The organism is Arthrobacter sp. ISL-28 (assembly GCF_018613875.1).
Lineage (GTDB): Bacteria > Actinomycetota > Actinomycetes > Actinomycetales > Micrococcaceae > Arthrobacter.
The window spans coordinates 38821-55196 of record NZ_JAGGPJ010000046.1 but is presented as its reverse complement, the minus strand read 5'-3'; the positions used below and the strand labels follow the sequence as shown (position 1 = coordinate 55196).

Sequence of the window (16376 nt, the reverse complement as noted above, 5' to 3'; positions counted from 1 at the left end):
GCCTGGGCAGTGGGTCAGCGGGGCCGCACCCACCCTGCTCTGGGGGGTCATGCCATCCAGACGGTCTTTAGGTTGCAGAACTCCCGGATGCCTTCCATGGACAGCTCCCGCCCGTAGCCGGATCGCTTTATGCCGCCGAAAGGCAGCTCTGGGCAAGAGATGGTCATGCCGTTAACGAACACGGCACCTGCCTGGAGTTCACGGACCGCGCGGTCGACCTCGTCGGTGTCGGTGCTCCAGAACGCCGAGCCCAGACCGAACTCGAGGCCGTTGGCGATCTTGAGGGCCTCATTGAGATCTGCTGCCGGGTAGAGGGAGGCTACGGGTCCGAATGCTTCCTCCGACCAGAGTCGCATCTCGGGGGTCAGACCTGTCACAGCTGTCGGAGTGAAGTACCAGCCGCCCGCGCGCTCGTTGTCGGTACCGGCGGCAATGATGGTTGCCCCCTTGGCGCGAGCGTCCTCGACGAGCTCGATGATGTCGCGGCGGCCGGTTTCTGTCGCGAGGGGCCCGATCTCGGTGGCTGGATCGCTGGGGTCGCCGATTACGAGCGAGCACATTCGCTCGGCGAACTTGCGGGTGAACTCGTCGTAGACGTCCTGGTGGACGATGAAGCGCTTGGCGTTGATGCACGCCTGCCCATTGTTGGTCATCCGGGCCTTGACGGCCGTCTGGACAGCAGCGTCGATGTCCGCAGACGGCATGACGATGAACGGGTCGGAGCCTCCCAGCTCCAGCACGGCCTTCTTCAGCACGTCCCCTGCCGTGGCTGCGATGGAGCGTCCGGCTCCTTCGGATCCCGTAAGGGTAACCGCCGTGACGCGCGGGTCCCGAACGACATCCGCAACGCGGCGAGAACTGATGAGCAGGCTCGAGAACGAGCCTTCGGGGAACCCTGCCCGGGTGAAGAGCCCACCGATGTAGACCGCTGACTGCGGGACGTTCGACGCGTGCTTCAGGACGCCGGCGTTGCCGGCCATCAGGGCAGGCGCGGCGAAGCGGACAACCTGCCAGATCGGATAGTTCCACGGCATCACGGCAAGGATGACGCCGAGGGGATCGAACCGTGTGCCGCTGCGGAAGCATTCACGCCACCGGGGTTCTCCAGCGTCCTACCGGTGAGGAACTGCTCGGCGTTATCGGCGTAGAAGCGCATCGTGTACGCCGACTTCGTCACCTCCGCCCGGGACTGGGCGATGGGCTTGCCCATCTCCTTCGTGATGAGCATCGAGACGGATTCGATTTCGGATTCCAAGAGGTCCGCCGCGGTGCGCATCCAGGCGCCCCGTGCATTCCAGCCTGCTGCAGACAGCAGTGGCACGGCAGCAGCAGCCGTCGCGAGCTTGTGCTCCACGACGGCGGCGCTGTCCTCTTCGAATGCCGCCAGTTCGGCGCCGGTGGCCGGATCGATACTACGGATGGTTCCCATAAGGGGTCCTTTCTGAGTCATTGCGGTTTGACGCTGCGCGTCAGATCAGGATCGAGAGGGCGTTCTCGATACGGCGCTGGAAGGCGGCAAGCCACTGGGCGGCAACCGCACCGTCCAGAACGCGGTGATCGGCGGAGAGGGTTACGGTCATGATCGTCCCTACGGCCAGCTCGCCGTCCGGGCCCACGACAGCAGCCGGGCGCGCTGCGCCGATGGCCAGGATCCCGGACTGGGGCGGGTTGAGGATGGCGGTGAACTCCTGGGTTCCGTGCATGCCGAGGTTCGACACCGAGAAGCTGCCTCCCTCGAGCTCGTGCTGCCGAAGAAGGCCCGCGCGTCCCCGCTCGGCGAGGTCGGCTACTGCGGCGCTGACTTCCGACAAGGGCATACGCTCTACGTTCCGGAGCACTGGAGTGGTAAGTCCGCCGTCGGTCGCCACTGCAACTGAGATGTCAATGGACGAATACCGGCGGATTGCCTCCCCGGTCCAGATTGCATTTGCCTCGGGGACGTCACCAAGCGCGCCGGCAACGGCTTTGAGGACGAAGTCGTTGATGGAGATCTTCCTCGTTCCCGTCTCGTTGACCTGACGGCGCAGAGCCAAGAGGGCGTCGACCCTGCAATCAGCCGTGAGGTAGAAGTGTGGAACTGTCGATTTGCTCTCCGTCAGCCGCCGCGCAATGGCCTTGCGCATCCGGTCGAGTGGAACATCCTCGAATGCGGCCGACTCCGGTACGGGGGTTGTACGGGGAGTCTTCGGCTTGGGGTCGGCCGGCTCGACGGCAGCACTGGGCTGCGTCTTCTCGGCTGGCTCTGCGAGGTGGGGTTCTAGGTCACGGTGGACGACGCGCCCGCCGGGACCCGTTCCGGTCACCGAAGCCAGGTCGACACCGTGCTGGCGTGCGAGCCGACGCACGAGAGGGCTCACGAAACGTCGCTCGGAGTCGCCGACGCCCGGGAGCACGTGTGCGACGCGCCCGTTGGGCGTGAGACCCTCAGCTCCGGGGGGCGACTGCCGAGTCGGTTCGGACGTCTGCGGCGCCGATTCCGGTGTCACGGCAGCAGACAGGCCTGCACCAGCAAGTGCGGCCTCGATGGCGCCCTCGGCCTCGCCTTCGCCTAGGAGAACGGCAATGGCATCTCCAACGGCGACGTTGTCTCCCTCTGACACAAGAATCCGTCCGAGTGCGCCGGCGAATTCTGCTGTCAGTTCCACGGTAGCTTTCTCGGTTTCGACCTCCGCGATCGGCTGGTCGACGACGAGCATGGAGCCTGGCGAGACAAGCCAGGACTGGATGGAAGCCTCGGAAGCGCCCGCGAGCACTTCCGGCATGCGCAGAATTTCGGCCATCAGCTTACCCCGAATCCTTCACGTACCGTCTCAAGGGCGGCGACAATTTCTTCCGTCCGGGCAATGGCGGCCCGTTCGAGCACTTTCGAGATGCTGGGTGACGCTTCTTCACCGGTGACCCTGGCGACTGGCTGGTCCAGCCAGTCGAAGTAGCGGCGCTGGATCTCGTCGGCCAGCCACCCGCCGTACGAGGTGCCTTCGGCACCTTCCTCCACGATCAGCACTGCGTTGGTCTTCTTGATGCTCTCACCGATGGTGTCCCAGTCGATGGAGGCACGGTCGAGCCACCGAAGATCGATGAGCTCGGCGTCGACGCCTGTCTGTTCGATGGCTTCGAGGCTGTGTCTGACCATCGAAAGGTAGCTGATCACTGTGAGTTCCGATCCCCTGCGCCTGATTGCGGCGCGCCCCGGCGGGATGATGTAGTCGAGGTCCTCCGCCGGCACGTAGTCCTTGACTCCGTAGAGGTCGACGTGTTCGATCACGAGGACGGGATCCTGCAGGGCAAGCGCGGCGTTCATCAGCCCGACGTAGTCTGCCGCCGTGGACGGGGCGACGATGCGCCAGCCCGGGCTGGTGGCGAAGATTCCCGCTGGATCCATCAGGTGCTGCGACCCGTAGCCGGAGCCCATGGCGACCTTGGTGCGCAGCACAAGCGGTACGGGGTTGTCGCCGCCGAACATGTGGCGGGCCTTGCCGATCTGGTTGAATAGCTGGTCGGCGGCGACCCACATGAAGTCGGGGTACATGAACTCGACGACGGGCCGGAAGCGGCCATCGAGGGCCATGCCGCCGGCGAGTCCGACGAAGGCGTTCTCGCTGATCGGCGTGCCGAGGATGCGGCCGTCGCCGAACTTCTTGGCGAGGCCCTTCGTGGCCCCGTTGGTGCCGCCGTTTAGACGGTGGACGTCCTCCCCCATGACCACGATCCGGGAATCCTGCTCCATGCGCTGATCCATTACCTCGGCGACGGCATCGATGAACTTGACATCGCGGCGGGGACCTTCCATCGTGGCCGGGTCCAGCACGCGGAACTGCTCGAGCTCGCTCGCGTCGCCGCGGACGCCGACGTTCACGAACCCGACATCCGGCCAGAGTTCAGGACGGATGCGACGCTTGCCGGGGCGTTCCGGGTCGCTCTCCAGAAGCTGGTCGACGGCCTGCTTCATGGCCTCTTGGACTCGGCTGCGAAGGGCAGCGACGCGCTCTTCGTCCAGCTGCCCGCGCTCGATCATCTTCCGCGCCACGATGTCCAAGGGGTCGCGTGCCCGCCAGGCAGCCTCTTCTTCCTTCGTTCGGTAGCCGAAGGCGCTTCCGGGGTACGGGCCGTTCTGATGGAAGAAGCGGTAGACCTCCACCTCGATCACGGTGGGGCCTTCGCCGGAGCGCATTCGCTCGGCAGCCTCTTCCATGGCCAAGTACACCGCGAGTGGGTCCATGCCATCGACGCGCCACGATGGGATGCCGAATCCCTGGCCGCGAACGGAGAATCGGGGGTCGGCTGTGATCTCGTTGGCTCTGGTCGAGACGGCGTACAGGTTGTTCTCGATAAAGAAGCACACCGGGAGCTTCCATGCTGCCGCGAGGTTCATCGATTCGAGCACGGAACCGATCTGGGAGGCGCCGTCGCCGAAGTAGTTAATCGTTAGGTCCGTGGTCCGGCTGTGCTTCTGGGACCAGGCATTCCCGGCAGCCATCGGGGCGCCGCCCCCGACGATCGCGTTCGTGCCCAACGCGCCCGCTTCGAACCACTGCAGGTGCATCGATCCGCCGCGTCCGCGGCAGTAGCCCTGGGCAAGTCCAAGGATCTCGGCAAGCGTACGCTGAAGCACCGTCTGGATCGCGGGGGTCACCGGGTCGGAGGGATCGAGCTTGCCGTCGCTGACGTGCGTGAGCGCCTTCGCGAGGAACTGGTGGTGGCCCCGATGGGAGCCGTTGACACCGTCACTGGAACCCAGGCCGACGATCGAGCCGACCGCGCCACCTTCCTGGCCGATGCTCGAGTGGGCGGGACCGTGCACGAGGCCCTCCCCTGCAAGCTCCAGAACCGATTCCTCGAAGGCCCGGATCAGGTGGAGTTCGCTGAGCATCGTGCCCAGCAGCACCGGATCCGCGGCATCCCAGTCGGCATCGGTCGTCGAGAGCTCGACCCAGTCGGCCCCTGTCTGCAATCGTTTCCTATTTGGCATCATCGCCACCTTCGTCATAGTCCGGCGGAAGGCTCCGCCTGAAGTTCTGGTAAGGAGGCTAGCCGATGATTTTATACAATACAAGACAAATTGAGCAGAGATACCGGCTAATCGTCGTTGTTGGCAGCCATATTGGATATAATCGAGGGCCTAGCTCGATGAGGAGATGAAGATGAAAGCAGCAAATCGACCGGGGATCCCTGGTATGCGCGGGACCGACCATATTGGCTTTACAGTCCCCGACCTTGAGGAGGCTCACAGCTTCCTCGTCGATGTGTTGGGATGCGAGGAGGTTTACACGCTCGGGGCGAAGCAGTCCGACGAAGACTGGATGAGCACTCATCTGGGTGTTCACCCGCGCACGGTCATCCGCGAGATCCGGTTCTACCGACTCGGGCACGGATCCAACTTCGAGGTCTTCCTGTACGAATCGGCGGACGGCCAAGATGGGCAGCCTCGCAACAGCGACATCGGCGGCCACCACATCGCCTTCTACGTAGATGACCTCGACGTTGCCGTAGGCTACCTGCGCGAGCGGGGGGTCGAAGTCATGGGCGAACCGACGGCGAGCAAGCAGGCGGCTGCCGGGCAGCACTGGGTCTACTTCCGCAGTCCATGGGGCATGCAGTTCGAGCTCGTCAGCTTCCCTGATGGTAAAGAATATGAGAAGAGCGCCGGGCTTCGGCTGTGGCACCCGGCCCATCCCGCAGAGTGAGGACAAGAATGGCTGCAATCGAGCTGACTGCCCATGGGGCGACCGGGGTGCGGATCGCGGCGACGCTCCGCGACGCCATCCTTGCCGGCGATTACGTTCCGGGCGAGCGGATCAGACAAGACGAGCTGGCAGAACAGCATGGAGCGAGCCGGCTGCCGGTCCGCGACGCGTTGAGGATCCTCGAGGCCGAAGGATTGGTCACCCTTGTGGCCAATGCCGGCGCCTGGGTCTCCCGCATCAGCCAGTCGGAATGCCAAGAGATGTATCGGATGAGGGAGCGGCTCGAGCCCCTGTTGCTCGGGTTGAACATCCCGCTCCTCGCTGACGAGCAGATCGACCTCCTCGCGCGCCTGGCCGATGCTATGGAGGCTACGACGGACGTCGAGCGCTTCTTGCAGCTGGATCGTGAATTCCATCTCAGCTGCCTCAAAGCCGCGCAGACGACCGTTCTCGGCGACACCGTGCGCAGCCTGTGGAACCGGACGCAGCACTACCGTCGGGCCGCTACCCGGCTCTTCTACAGCGCCGGCGACCGGAGTGTGCACTACGACCACCAGCTGCTCGTTGGTGCGATCCGGCGGCGCGACGTCGAAGAGGCCGAGCAGGTGCTCGCCAGCCATATTCGCCGCAGCAGGCTGGGGCTGGGAAGCCATCCCGAGGTGTTCGGTGACAGTTGAGGCGGAGGCATAGCTCAGTTCGGTGTCACGTGACCTTCGCAACCGCCGACCAGTCCAGCCGGCGAAGTCCGAGGAGGCAAGCGTCTGCTCGAAGATCTCCTCCAGGATGGATGCGGTCGGCAAGGCGATGGAGGACTCCTTAGCCGCCGCCCGGGCCAGAGAGAGGTCCTTCAGGCTAAGTGCGATGCTGAAGGAGGGCGATCGTATGAACGGTTGTGATGGCCGGACCGTAGCCGGCGTACGTGATCCCTGTGTACGCGGGCCGAGCCCGTGGCCGAACGGCAGGACGAAGGCCGCCAACTCGTCGGCGAACCCGAATTCGTCTGCTGTCGGAAAGAGCTGGGCGATCTCGTCCGACCTGACGCTGGGGCGCAGTTGGGCAGCGTCGCGGCTTAGTCTCGCCACGCGGGCGCGACGCTTATCAGAAGGAAGTGCCTTCAAAATTGTAGTGTTCTCCCGAAACACATCTGCATGGACCGCCGGAAGGGGTCGTATCAGAGCATCGTCCCGGTTGTGGCGATATTCCAACCATTGCGCCTAACCAATGCCACTGTCCGTCACGGTTCTCTCGGTGTCCGCATTCTGGACATGAGCCCGACGTAGGGGGCGGTTTCTTACCCGAAGTGCTGTTTCCGCGCATTCTAGGAATTCCTCTTGGCAGGAAATTGGGTGGCGAGATGGAGCGACCCGACCCCAAAGTGGACACTTGAGGTCCCAGCTAAAGCCGTAGGTGGCCTGCTGTCAATAGCTCTTCGTAACGCGGGGCCAGGCGCTGAAATTTGTGTTGACTGTGAGACAGATCACCCGTTACTATGTGTGCAATCGATTGCACGATTATCGGCACGAGTGTCCGGAAAGTGTGGTCCCCAGTCTGACAAGGAAGTTGGAAATCGTGAGCATAAAGTTCCGAAAATTGTGGGTCGCAGCCAGTGCGGGCGCGCTGGTCGTGACACTAGCCGGGTGTCAGGCGCCAGCCGCAGGGCCAGAGACGCCGATGCGAATCGGCGCCTCACTGCCCCTGACCGGTGAGTTCAGCCAGGGCGGCGCGGATACCCAACGCGGTTACGAGATCTGGGCCAAGCTACAGAACGAGCAGGGCGGGATCCTTGGCCGAAAGGTTGAGATGATCTACAAGGATGACGCCACCAATCAGAACACGGTGGTGTCCAACTACAACCAGCTGCTTTCCAACGAGGGCGTGGACCTGCTGCTGGGCACCCAGTCCTCGCTGCTGAATATTCCGGCCTCGACAGTCGCCGAACGTGCCGGGATGCTCTACATCTGTGCCTCCTGTGCCTCACCGGAGATGTTCAACCGCGGATTCAAGTACAGCTTCTTCTCGCAGCAGGCCATGGCCTCCGACCAGGGGGCGACGTTCGCCGACTGGATCATTGGCCTCCCCAAGGAGAAGCGTCCGAAGAAGGTGGCCTATCCTTCGTTGGACGATCCCTTCGCCACCCCGGTCGCGGAGGGCATCAGGAAGAAGCTTGAGGCAGCTGGAATCGAAACGGCCTACGCCGACACATACCCCGTGGCAACCAAGAACTTCGACGCGATTGTGACGGCCATCCGAGACTCCGGAGCCGAGGCGGTGGTTCAGGGGGCGCAGTTCGAAGACGGTGTGAACTTCGTCCGCGCCCTCAACCGCGCGAACTTCCATCCAGAAATCCTCTACCAGAGCTCTTCGCCGACCTATGGTCAGCAATACGTCGACGGCGTTGGCAAGGCCAACACCGAGGGTGTGCTCTTCTCCTCCAGCTACCACGTCGACGCCGATACCAAAGGCAATAAGGAGTTCGCCGCCCGATACCGCGAGATCTACGGCGGATACCCTCCCGAGGACGCAGCCGACGGGTACGCGGCCGGCCAGGTGCTGGCCGCGGTCGTCGAGGGCGTCGGCCGCACAGATGACCAGAAGGCGCTGGCCGACTGGCTGCGGGGCAACGAAGTGGAGACCGTGCTCGGGAAGCTGTCGTGGAACGAAGACGGTAGCCCAAGGGGCGATTTCCTCCTCGGGCAGTGGCAAAACAACGTCAGCGAGGTGGTGCTTCCCGGTGAGGCTGCCACTACCACACGCATTACTCGCTGGCGCGGCGAGGCTTTCTAAGACCGAGAGGCACTTGAGATGACAACCCTCCTCCAGCTCCTGATAACCGGCCTCCTGGTCGGTGCGGTGTACGCGCTCATGTCATCAGGGCTCACCCTGATTTTCGGCGTGATGCGTGTCGTCAACCTGGCCCACGGTGCCTTCGCGGTGCTGGCGGCCTACCTCACCTACACGGTCTGGACCTGGACTGGCCTGGACCCGCTATTATCCGTCCCCATCATCGTCGCGGTGATGTTTGGCATCGGCTGGCTCAGCTACAACCTCGTGGTGCGGCACGTGCGCGGAAGCCACATCTCCATGACTGTGCTGGTGACCTTCGGCATCGCCCTCACCATCGAGGGCATCGCCGGATTCGTCTGGGGCAACCAGTCCAGAACGGTCCGCACCAGTTACACGGACACCTCGGTCCAGATCGGACCGTTTTTCCTGCCCACAGCAACACTGCTCGCCGCGGCAATCGCGGTGGCCTTGCTGGGTGCCCTGTTCTTTATCCTCAACCAGACCTGGACCGGCCGGGCAGTCCGCGCTTCGGCCGTCAACGAGAGCGGGGCACTGCTAGTCGGCGTCAGCGTGAAGTCCATAGCGGCCAGTGCCTTCGCACTTGGCATCGCCACACTCGGTGCCGGCGGCGCCATCATCGCCGTGATGTATCCCTTCATCCCCGGAACCCACTATCAATGGATCGCCCGCCTGCTGGCGATTGTGGTCTTGGGCGGCCTCGGTAGCCTGATGGGCGCCGTCATCGGAGCGTTGTCGATCGGTGTGGCGGAACAATTCGCCACCCAGTATGTCGGCGCCTCATGGGTCGAGATTGTGCCCTTCCTCGTCATCATCATCATTCTGATAGTGCGCCCTCGGGGCATTCTCGGGCAGAAACTCAGGGAGGACGCGACGGTATGAATACCACCAACACGCATGCAAAGGCGAGCACACCCAGGTCCGTGACGGTGCCAGACGCGAGTAAGGTCCCGGGTTGGGCGAGGACGGAGACTGTCCGGCGCATAGTCACGGTCCTGCTGGGGATCGCAGCGATTGTCATCGCGCTGTTCCCCGTCGTTCCGAACCGCTCCGCACAATCCACCGTGATCATCGCCCTGGTGGTGGCCGTCGGCGCTGTCGGATTGAACATCATCACTGGCTACACCGGATACCTGTCCATCGGCCACTTCGCCTTCATCGGCGTCGGGGCATACTTCGTGGCGATTTTGGCCAAGGCCGTTCCCGGGGTGGCGCCATTGGTCTGGGTCCCGGTCGCTGGACTGGTCACGGCCCTGTTGGCCGTTCTCCTGGGCCTGGTGACCTACCGCTCTCGTGGACCGTCGTTCGTGATCATCTCGATCGCGATGCTGTTTCTGATGCGGTTCGTCGCCACCGAGTGGCACGCCGTCACCAACGGCACGTCGGGTATCACCCTGCCGATGTACTCCTGGCCCCGCGAGTGGGGCAACTGGCCCATCCACATCTCCCTGGTAGTCCTGCTCGGCCTGTCTCTGGCCCTTTCGGGGTGGATTCGTCGCACGAAGTTCGGCCTCGGTCTCATCGCCATCCGCGAGGACGAGGGCAAAGCCGGCACGGTGGGCGTGAACTCTCCGGTCTACAAGCTGCTCGCCTTTGGTGCCAGCGCCCTGCTCGTCGGCATGGCCGGCGGTGTGTACGGATACTTCATGGGATTCGTGGACCCTGTGAACATGTTCTCGATCCTGCTCAGCGTCCAGTTGGTGCTCGCCGTAATCCTCGGCGGTCGCGGGACACTGTTCGGCCCGGTTCTCGGCGCGTTCATCGTTGTTCCGCTCGATATCTTCGCCAACAACACCGGTGGAGGAGGCAACACGCGACTGGTGATGTTCGGTCTCTTGCTGATTTTCCTAGTGGTGCTGCTGCCCAAGGGCGTTCTTCCCTCCCTGTCGCATCACTTGGAACGGATCCGAACTCGCGGCACGGTCGGCCTGTCCGGCACCCGTCTCGGCGCCGCGGACGAATTATCGATCCGTGACCGTCCCGAGGTGCCCGACCCGGCCGAGCTGGCGGAACGGCTTGAGGCTGCGCCTCCCATCCTCGAGGTGAAAGGCCTATCCAAGTCCTTTGGTGGGAACCAGGCCGTCAATGACTGCACATTCACCGTCCCCGAAGGGTCCATCACCGGACTCATCGGGCCGAACGGCTCCGGCAAGACGACGGTCTTCAACCTCATTTCCGGGACCCTGCTCCCGGACGCCGGCACTGTGCGGATCGGGGGGACCGATATAAGCCGGATGCCCTCCTGGGGCCGAGCACATCGCGGCCTCGGCCGAACCTTCCAGAGCACCAGGCTCTTCAAGGAAATGTCGGTGCTGGAGAACATTGCGGCGCCCCTCGGGTCATTCTCAATCCCGCAGCTGGGTCTGGACGCCGTCAGCGGCAGGGAGGCAGAGCGGGCCCGGGAACTACTGGACTTCGTGGGCTTGTCTCGCTATGAGCAGGCCAAGGCGGGCTCGTTGTCCTATGGCCAGCAGAAGCTCGTCGAGCTGGGCCAGGTCCTTGTCCTGGATCCGAAGCTCATTCTCTTGGACGAGCCGGCCGGCGGCATCAACCCGACGCTCATTGAGCGTATGGGGGACCTCATCCGTGACCTCAACGCCCAGGGCAAGAGCTTCCTGCTGGTCGAGCACAACATGCCGTTCGTCCTGGGACTCTGCAACCCGGTCCGTGTCCTTGCCCAAGGCCACATAATCGCCGCGGGATCCCCGGACGAGATCCAGACGGACGACGCCGTCATCGACGCCTATCTGGGAGACGACTACTTGCTCGACAGCGACAACTCGGCAACCAGGCGGATGGCCATCGAAGGGAGTGCATCATGATCAAGCTCGAAGGTGTATTCGCAGGCTATGGTGGTGGAAACGTCCTGCAAGGTGTGGATTTCGAAGTCGGCCGCGGAGAGCTGGCCTGCATCGTGGGTCCCAACGGGGCCGGCAAGTCCACTGTCCTGCGGGCGGTCAGCGGCCTCATCCATCCCGGCCAGGGACGAATTCTCCTTGACGGAGACGACATTTCCCACCTGACACCGCAGCAGATACTGACCAAGGGCGTGGCCCAGGTCCCGCAGACCAACGGTCTCTTCCCCAACATGACGGTCAAGGAGAACATCCTCCTCGGCGCCTACGTGATCCGCCATGATCGGCAGCTCGTGAAGAAGCGGCTGGCTGAGGTACTGGACGCATTCCCCTTGGTCAAAGGTCGGCTCTCGACCCGGTGCGGACTGCTATCCGGTGGCCAGCGCCGCATGGTCGAGTTCGCTCGCTCGCTGATGCTCAACCCCAAGCTCGTACTGCTCGACGAGCCTTCCCTGGGCCTGGACCCAAAGTCCCTGGGGGTAATCGACGAATCCGTGGCCATGATGCGTCAACGTGGCACGGCCATCCTCATGGTCGAGCAGAACGTCCGCTTCGGGATGCGCATGGCCAGCCGAGGAATCGTCATGGAGTCCGGTCGGGTCCTGCTTGAGGGACCGGCCCAGGAAATCAGCCAGAACCCAGAGATGGTCGCGCTATATTTCGGCGGCGTCATCCAAGGGAGCGGCACCGCTGCCTGACACCCAGATCCCGGCCGGGCTCCCCGGCCGCACCAGAACCACCCACCAACAGAAACACACACGAAAAGGACTATCCCAATGAACACGCAACCCACTATCGGCTGGATCGGCACTGGACGCATGGGCTCGCAGCTGGTGCTGCGCTTGCTCAAGGCAGGATTCGACGTCACGGTCTACAACCGCACCGCATCCAAGGCAAAACCCCTGGTCGACGCCGGCGCAGGCCAAGTCGAGCGACCGGTGGACCTGGCCGACCGGGATATCGTCTTCAGCATGGTTTCCGCGCCCCGGGACCTGGAACAGGTGATGACCGGCGAGGGTGGTCTCCTGACCGATCCGGACCATGCCCCGCGCCTCATAGCAGACTCCTCGACGGTGTCGATTGACGCCTCTGAAAAGCTGCGCGCCGCCGCCGCGGAACGTGGTACCGAACTGCTGGCCACCCCGGTGAGCGGCAACCCGGCGGTCATCGCCGCCGGCAAACTCTCCGTGGCAGTCTCCGGACCACAGGCCGCCTATGAGGAAGCCCTGCCGGTGCTCGAGCACTTCGGTCAAAAGGTCACCTACGTCGGTGAGGGCGAGGTGGCCCGCCTGGTGAAGATCGCCCACAACATCTTCCTGGGAGTGGTCACCCAATCGATGGCCGAGATCACTGTGTTGGCCGAGAAGGGCGGGGTGCGTCGACAAGACCTCCTCGACTTCCTCAACGACTCGGTGATGGGCTCCGTCTTCACCCGCTACAAGACCCCGGCCCTAGTCAACCTCGATTTCACGCCGACCTTCACCCAGGTTCTGCTGCAGAAGGACTTCGACCTCGGGCTGGCGGCCAGTCATGAGCTAGGTGTCCCGATGCCCGTGGCCTCGATGACCCGCAACATCGTTGCGCAGGAGGTCGGTAATGGGAACACCGAGGACGATTTCGCTACCCTGATCCGTACCGTGGCCGACGGAGCCGGCCTCAAGCTGATCCCCGAGGACGCGTCCGTCTCCAACGGACTGGAGCCTCAGGGATGACCCACCACAACCATGGATCGGTCGATGCCGCCCGGTTCCAGCGCCCGTCGCAGCGCCCCCCCGAGGTCAGACCCCTCGGCGCACCAGGCCAGATGGGCGTCGACTACGAGCACCGCGTCGACTTCGACCGGTTACGCTCGTACCGGCTTGGCCGGGCCCAGGAGGTTCTCGAAGCCAGCGAATGCGGCGCGTTTCTGCTCTTCGACTTCTATAACATCCGGTACACCACGCAGACCTGGATCGGTGGTGCGCTCGGAGACAAGATGATCCGGTACGCGCTGCTGATGCGGGGTAAAGATCCCATCCTCTGGGACTTCGGTTCTGCCGTGCGGCACCACCAGCTCTACTCTGACTGGATGCCGACGGAGAACCACCGACCCGGCTTCCTCGGATTCCGCGGTGCCGTTGCTCCTGAAGGCGGTGCAGACCTGATGGTCACAGCCGTGAAAGAGATCAAGTCGCTACTGAAGGAGAACGGGCTGGCACACATGCCGGTCGGATTGGACATCGTCGAACCACCGTTCCTGTTCGAGATGCAACGGCAAGGCCTCACTGTCCGTGATGCCCAGCAGTCCATGCTGGACGCCCGTGTAATCAAGAACCAGGACGAGATCATGCTTCTGAACCAGGCGGCCGCGATGGTCGACGGTGTCTACCAGGACATCACCGAGGTGCTGCGCCCCGGCGTCAGGGAGAACGAGATCGTGGCCCTCGCGAACAAGCGACTATACGAGTATGGGTCGGATCAGGTCGAGGCCATCAACGCGATCTCCGGGGAGCGATGCAACCCCCACCCGCATAACTTCACTGACCGCATCATCCGCCCGGGAGACCAGGCCTTCTTCGACATCATCCACTCCTTCAACGGTTACCGGACCTGTTACTACCGCACGTTCGGGGTCGGGTGGGCCACCTCGGCGCAACGGGATGCCTACGTCACCGCCCGCGAGTGGATGGACCGCGCCCTAGACGCCATCCGCCCGGGGGTGGGGTCGGACGAGGTCGCGGCCGTGCTGCCCAAGGCCCAGGACTTCGGGTTCGACAACGAGCTGGCCGCCTTCGGCCTCCAGTTCGCGCACGGTCTAGGCCTGGGACTGCACGAACGGCCCATCATCTCCCGCTTAAATTCCATGAAGGACCCGGTGGAGATCCGGCCCGGCATGGTCTTTGCCATGGAGACCTACTGCCCTGCCTCGGACGGCATCTCAGCAGCACGAATCGAGGAGGAGGTCGTGGTTACCGACTACGGCATCGAGGTCCTCACAAAGTTCCCCGCCCAGGAGCTCTTCGTGGCCGGACAGTATTGATAGTCGAGAAGGGCGAGGAGCGGGGTCTGCCGTGTTTGCAGGCCCCGCTCTTGCCGTCGGCACAACCGCGGGACCCAGGAGGGCACGGGCCTCTGAACGGATGCCCGTACGCGGTAGAGGGCAGAGGCGCGCGGCGTGCAGGCCCGGTCACGCCGGACTCCTGGCATGGTCCGCGACGAGCTTCCGGTGCACCATGAAATCAGCCGGGCGGGGGTGCGGTGGATCCCCTGACCATGAGCGTTACTGGGAGCGTCAACTCCATCCCCCCACCCCCCTCGTCGTGTAACTGTTGGACAAGTAGCCGGGCACTTTCGATGCCGAGTTGGCGCAGGGGCACCCGGACGGTGGTCAGCGGCGGGGAGAACTCGTCGGCGAACGGCATGTCATTGAACCCGACGATGGACATATCCCCCGGGCAGTGCAGACCCCGGGCACGCAAGGCACGCAGGGCCCCGAGGGCCATGAGGTCGTTACCTGTTACCACGGCGGTCGGCCGCGACCACGCTTCCGGAGAGGCGTCGAGAAGGTCGCTCATGATCTCTTGCCCGCCCTCAGGGGTTAGTGGTCCACAATAGCTTCCCGTGACGGTCACCTCTGGATGCCGCCGGCTCCACTCGTCGAAGGCCGCGCGGCGCCCTTCAGTGGTGGACAGCCACTCAGGACCGTGAAGGTGGGCGATGCGGACGTGCCCGAGGGTTGCCAAGTGGTCGAGGGCTTCCCTCATCCCACCGGCGTCGTCACCGTGCACCACCGGGAATGGACTCGACGCAGCCGCGCGGTTGACGAGCACGGCTCGAACTCCTTGCTCATGCAGCCGATGGAACGACTCCCCCTCGTCCAACTGCGCCGTGGCCAGGATGAACCCATCGACTCTTCGCTGTCGCAAGGACGCCAAGGCCACCTCATAGGCATCCAGGCCGCCCTGGATGTCCGTCACCAGTGCCGTGTAGCCGGCCGGACGGAGGATCGAGTCTATCCCGCTGATGATAGGCGGGAAGATCGGGTTGAGGAGGTCCGGGATGACCACGCCCACAGACATGGACTCATTCGTCCGCAGGCCCCGGGCCACGGCGTTCGGCACGTAACCGAGCTCGCGAGCCGCCCGCTGCACGCGGCGAGTGGTTTCTGGACTCAGCTTGACCTGCGTCCGCGGGTTCAAAGCGCGGGAGACCGTTGACCTATGGACTCCGGCGACGCGGGCGACGTCGTCGATCGTGGCCGTCAAACCACTCACCTCTCTCCGGTGGAGTACGGACCGGCCTTCCGACATGACCGGGACACAATTCGTGACGCCGTCTAAGCACATAATAGGCCAGACCTGACCCTGGAGTGGTCAGCGCCGCGGTTCAAGATTTCCGGACGAGAGACAATGCCGTCCAGTTTCCCAGGCGGACTTCGGCAATGACGCACCGCGTCGCAGGGGTGGCCGGCGCCTGTGAGGTAGCGTGCAAACCCCCATCCGCCAACAAACGCATCGACGCAGCCTTTGCTGTCACATCGGCACCTTGGGTGCATTGATGGAATCCACAGTAGGCCTCCCTGCGCGGCGAGGACTAAAAGGGACATCCATTCAGGCCATCGCAGATGCAACCGGCCACTCAAAGGCGGGGATCCTCAATCGGTTTGCGGAGCGACGACCCGTTCGTCAGGTGCGCATTCAGGTGCATGCAGTTGGGGTAAACCCGGCGGACACCTTGATTCGCTCTGGTGCCGCGGCCCTGCCGACGTCCACCCCCTTACGTAGCGGGTCTCGATGCCGCGGGCATCATCGACGAAGTGGGAGCCGGAAGCGGTGGCGGATCGGAGATGAGGTCACGACATTTCAACTTGGTCGGATACTTCCCCTGGAAGGAAGCGGAAACAGCCACGGAACCGGACCCGAGAAACAATCGAACTACAGCCCGTCAGCGGCAGATCGCCAGCAAGGCACGCACCGTCATCGACGCAGCTCTCGCCACGGCCATTCCTGGCTACGCCAACACCTTCGGGCACAACCCAGACCCTGAAGCTTTGGAC

General features: G+C 63.7%; 14 protein-coding genes. 9 read left to right on the top strand and 5 right to left on the bottom strand.

Translation table 11 applies throughout. The features are described 5' to 3' along the window. Nucleotides 1–47: 47 nt before the first annotated feature. From J7E80_RS22365 to J7E80_RS22355, 4 genes are read right to left on the bottom strand one after another with little or no spacing between them, the layout of a single operon-like run. Complete coding sequence (locus J7E80_RS22365) at nt 48–1034, bottom strand: aldehyde dehydrogenase family protein (RefSeq protein ID WP_251037246.1); 987 nt, start codon at nt 1032–1034, stop codon at nt 48–50. Further along, entirely contained in the window at nt 1034–1429 is a 396-nt protein-coding gene (locus J7E80_RS24095; protein WP_251037245.1) for an aldehyde dehydrogenase family protein, read from the bottom strand. The genes J7E80_RS22365 and J7E80_RS24095 overlap by 1 nt, the downstream gene beginning before the upstream one ends. A gap of 40 nt (nt 1430–1469) precedes the next feature. Continuing rightward, nucleotides 1470–2780 (bottom strand): dihydrolipoamide acetyltransferase family protein, encoded by a 1311-nt coding sequence (locus J7E80_RS22360; RefSeq protein ID WP_215054405.1) that lies wholly within the window; start codon nt 2778–2780, stop codon nt 1470–1472. After that, the gene (locus J7E80_RS22355) at nt 2780–4969 is read right to left on the bottom strand and encodes a thiamine pyrophosphate-dependent enzyme (protein WP_215054409.1); all 2190 of its coding nucleotides are present in this window, start codon (nt 4967–4969) and stop codon (nt 2780–2782) included. Before J7E80_RS22355 ends, J7E80_RS22360 begins: the two co-directional genes overlap by 1 nt. A gap of 172 nt (nt 4970–5141) precedes the next feature. On the opposite strand from J7E80_RS22355, the gene J7E80_RS22350 reads away from it, so the two are divergent. The 8 genes from J7E80_RS22350 to J7E80_RS22315 all read left to right on the top strand — a co-directional run bounded on the left by J7E80_RS22350 (nt 5142) and on the right by J7E80_RS22315 (nt 14360). Beyond that, on the top strand, nt 5142–5684 hold the full coding sequence (locus J7E80_RS22350; RefSeq protein WP_251037243.1) for a VOC family protein: 543 nt from the start codon (nt 5142–5144) through the stop codon (nt 5682–5684). Nucleotides 5685–5692: 8 nt separating this feature from the next. Next, complete coding sequence (locus tag J7E80_RS22345; protein WP_215054404.1) at nt 5693–6361, top strand: GntR family transcriptional regulator; 669 nt, start codon at nt 5693–5695, stop codon at nt 6359–6361. Nucleotides 6362–7253: 892 nt separating this feature from the next. After that, entirely contained in the window at nt 7254–8468 is a 1215-nt protein-coding gene (locus J7E80_RS22340; RefSeq protein ID WP_215054403.1) for an amino acid ABC transporter substrate-binding protein, read from the top strand. Between the two features lie 18 nt (nt 8469–8486). Beyond that, on the top strand, nt 8487–9368 hold the full coding sequence (locus J7E80_RS22335) for a branched-chain amino acid ABC transporter permease (protein WP_215054402.1): 882 nt from the start codon (nt 8487–8489) through the stop codon (nt 9366–9368). Beyond that, nucleotides 9365–11308, top strand: coding sequence for a branched-chain amino acid ABC transporter ATP-binding protein/permease (locus J7E80_RS22330; RefSeq protein ID WP_215054401.1), 1944 nt, complete (start codon nt 9365–9367; stop codon nt 11306–11308). Before J7E80_RS22335 ends, J7E80_RS22330 begins: the two co-directional genes overlap by 4 nt. Then, on the top strand, nt 11305–12039 hold the full coding sequence (locus J7E80_RS22325) for an ABC transporter ATP-binding protein (protein ID WP_215054400.1): 735 nt from the start codon (nt 11305–11307) through the stop codon (nt 12037–12039). Before J7E80_RS22330 ends, J7E80_RS22325 begins: the two co-directional genes overlap by 4 nt. Before the next feature lie 78 nt (nt 12040–12117). After that, on the top strand, nt 12118–13053 hold the full coding sequence (locus J7E80_RS22320) for an NAD(P)-dependent oxidoreductase (RefSeq protein WP_215054399.1): 936 nt from the start codon (nt 12118–12120) through the stop codon (nt 13051–13053). After that, nucleotides 13050–14360, top strand: a complete 1311-nt coding sequence (locus J7E80_RS22315) for a Xaa-Pro peptidase family protein (protein WP_251037242.1) — start codon at nt 13050–13052, stop codon at nt 14358–14360. Before J7E80_RS22320 ends, J7E80_RS22315 begins: the two co-directional genes overlap by 4 nt. 199 nt (nt 14361–14559) lie before the next feature. Here J7E80_RS22315 and J7E80_RS22310 read toward each other — a convergent pair whose 3' ends face one another. Further along, entirely contained in the window at nt 14560–15585 is a 1026-nt protein-coding gene (locus J7E80_RS22310; protein WP_215054398.1) for a LacI family DNA-binding transcriptional regulator, read from the bottom strand. Between the two features lie 292 nt (nt 15586–15877). On the opposite strand from J7E80_RS22310, the gene J7E80_RS24765 reads away from it, so the two are divergent. Further along, nucleotides 15878–16366 carry an alcohol dehydrogenase catalytic domain-containing protein gene (locus J7E80_RS24765; RefSeq protein WP_396020843.1) on the top strand — a complete coding sequence of 163 codons (489 nt, stop codon included), beginning with the start codon at nt 15878–15880 and terminating at the stop codon, nt 16364–16366. Nucleotides 16367–16376 lie beyond the last annotated feature (10 nt).

Coding starts and splice junctions, on each gene's coding strand:
- J7E80_RS22365 (WP_251037246.1), bottom strand. CDS start 1,034: ATGCCGTGGAACTATCCGATCTGGCAGGTTGTCCGCTTCGCCGCGCCT.
- J7E80_RS24095 (WP_251037245.1), bottom strand. CDS start 1,429: ATGGGAACCATCCGTAGTATCGATCCGGCCACCGGCGCCGAACTGGCG.
- J7E80_RS22360 (WP_215054405.1), bottom strand. CDS start 2,780: ATGGCCGAAATTCTGCGCATGCCGGAAGTGCTCGCGGGCGCTTCCGAG.
- J7E80_RS22355 (WP_215054409.1), bottom strand. CDS start 4,969: ATGCCAAATAGGAAACGATTGCAGACAGGGGCCGACTGGGTCGAGCTC.
- J7E80_RS22350 (WP_251037243.1), top strand. CDS start 5,142: ATGAAAGCAGCAAATCGACCGGGGATCCCTGGTATGCGCGGGACCGAC.
- J7E80_RS22345 (WP_215054404.1), top strand. CDS start 5,693: ATGGCTGCAATCGAGCTGACTGCCCATGGGGCGACCGGGGTGCGGATC.
- J7E80_RS22335 (WP_215054402.1), top strand. CDS start 8,487: ATGACAACCCTCCTCCAGCTCCTGATAACCGGCCTCCTGGTCGGTGCG.
- J7E80_RS22330 (WP_215054401.1), top strand. CDS start 9,365: ATGAATACCACCAACACGCATGCAAAGGCGAGCACACCCAGGTCCGTG.
- J7E80_RS22325 (WP_215054400.1), top strand. CDS start 11,305: ATGATCAAGCTCGAAGGTGTATTCGCAGGCTATGGTGGTGGAAACGTC.
- J7E80_RS22320 (WP_215054399.1), top strand. CDS start 12,118: ATGAACACGCAACCCACTATCGGCTGGATCGGCACTGGACGCATGGGC.
- J7E80_RS22315 (WP_251037242.1), top strand. CDS start 13,050: ATGACCCACCACAACCATGGATCGGTCGATGCCGCCCGGTTCCAGCGC.
- J7E80_RS24765 (WP_396020843.1), top strand. CDS start 15,878: ATGGAATCCACAGTAGGCCTCCCTGCGCGGCGAGGACTAAAAGGGACA.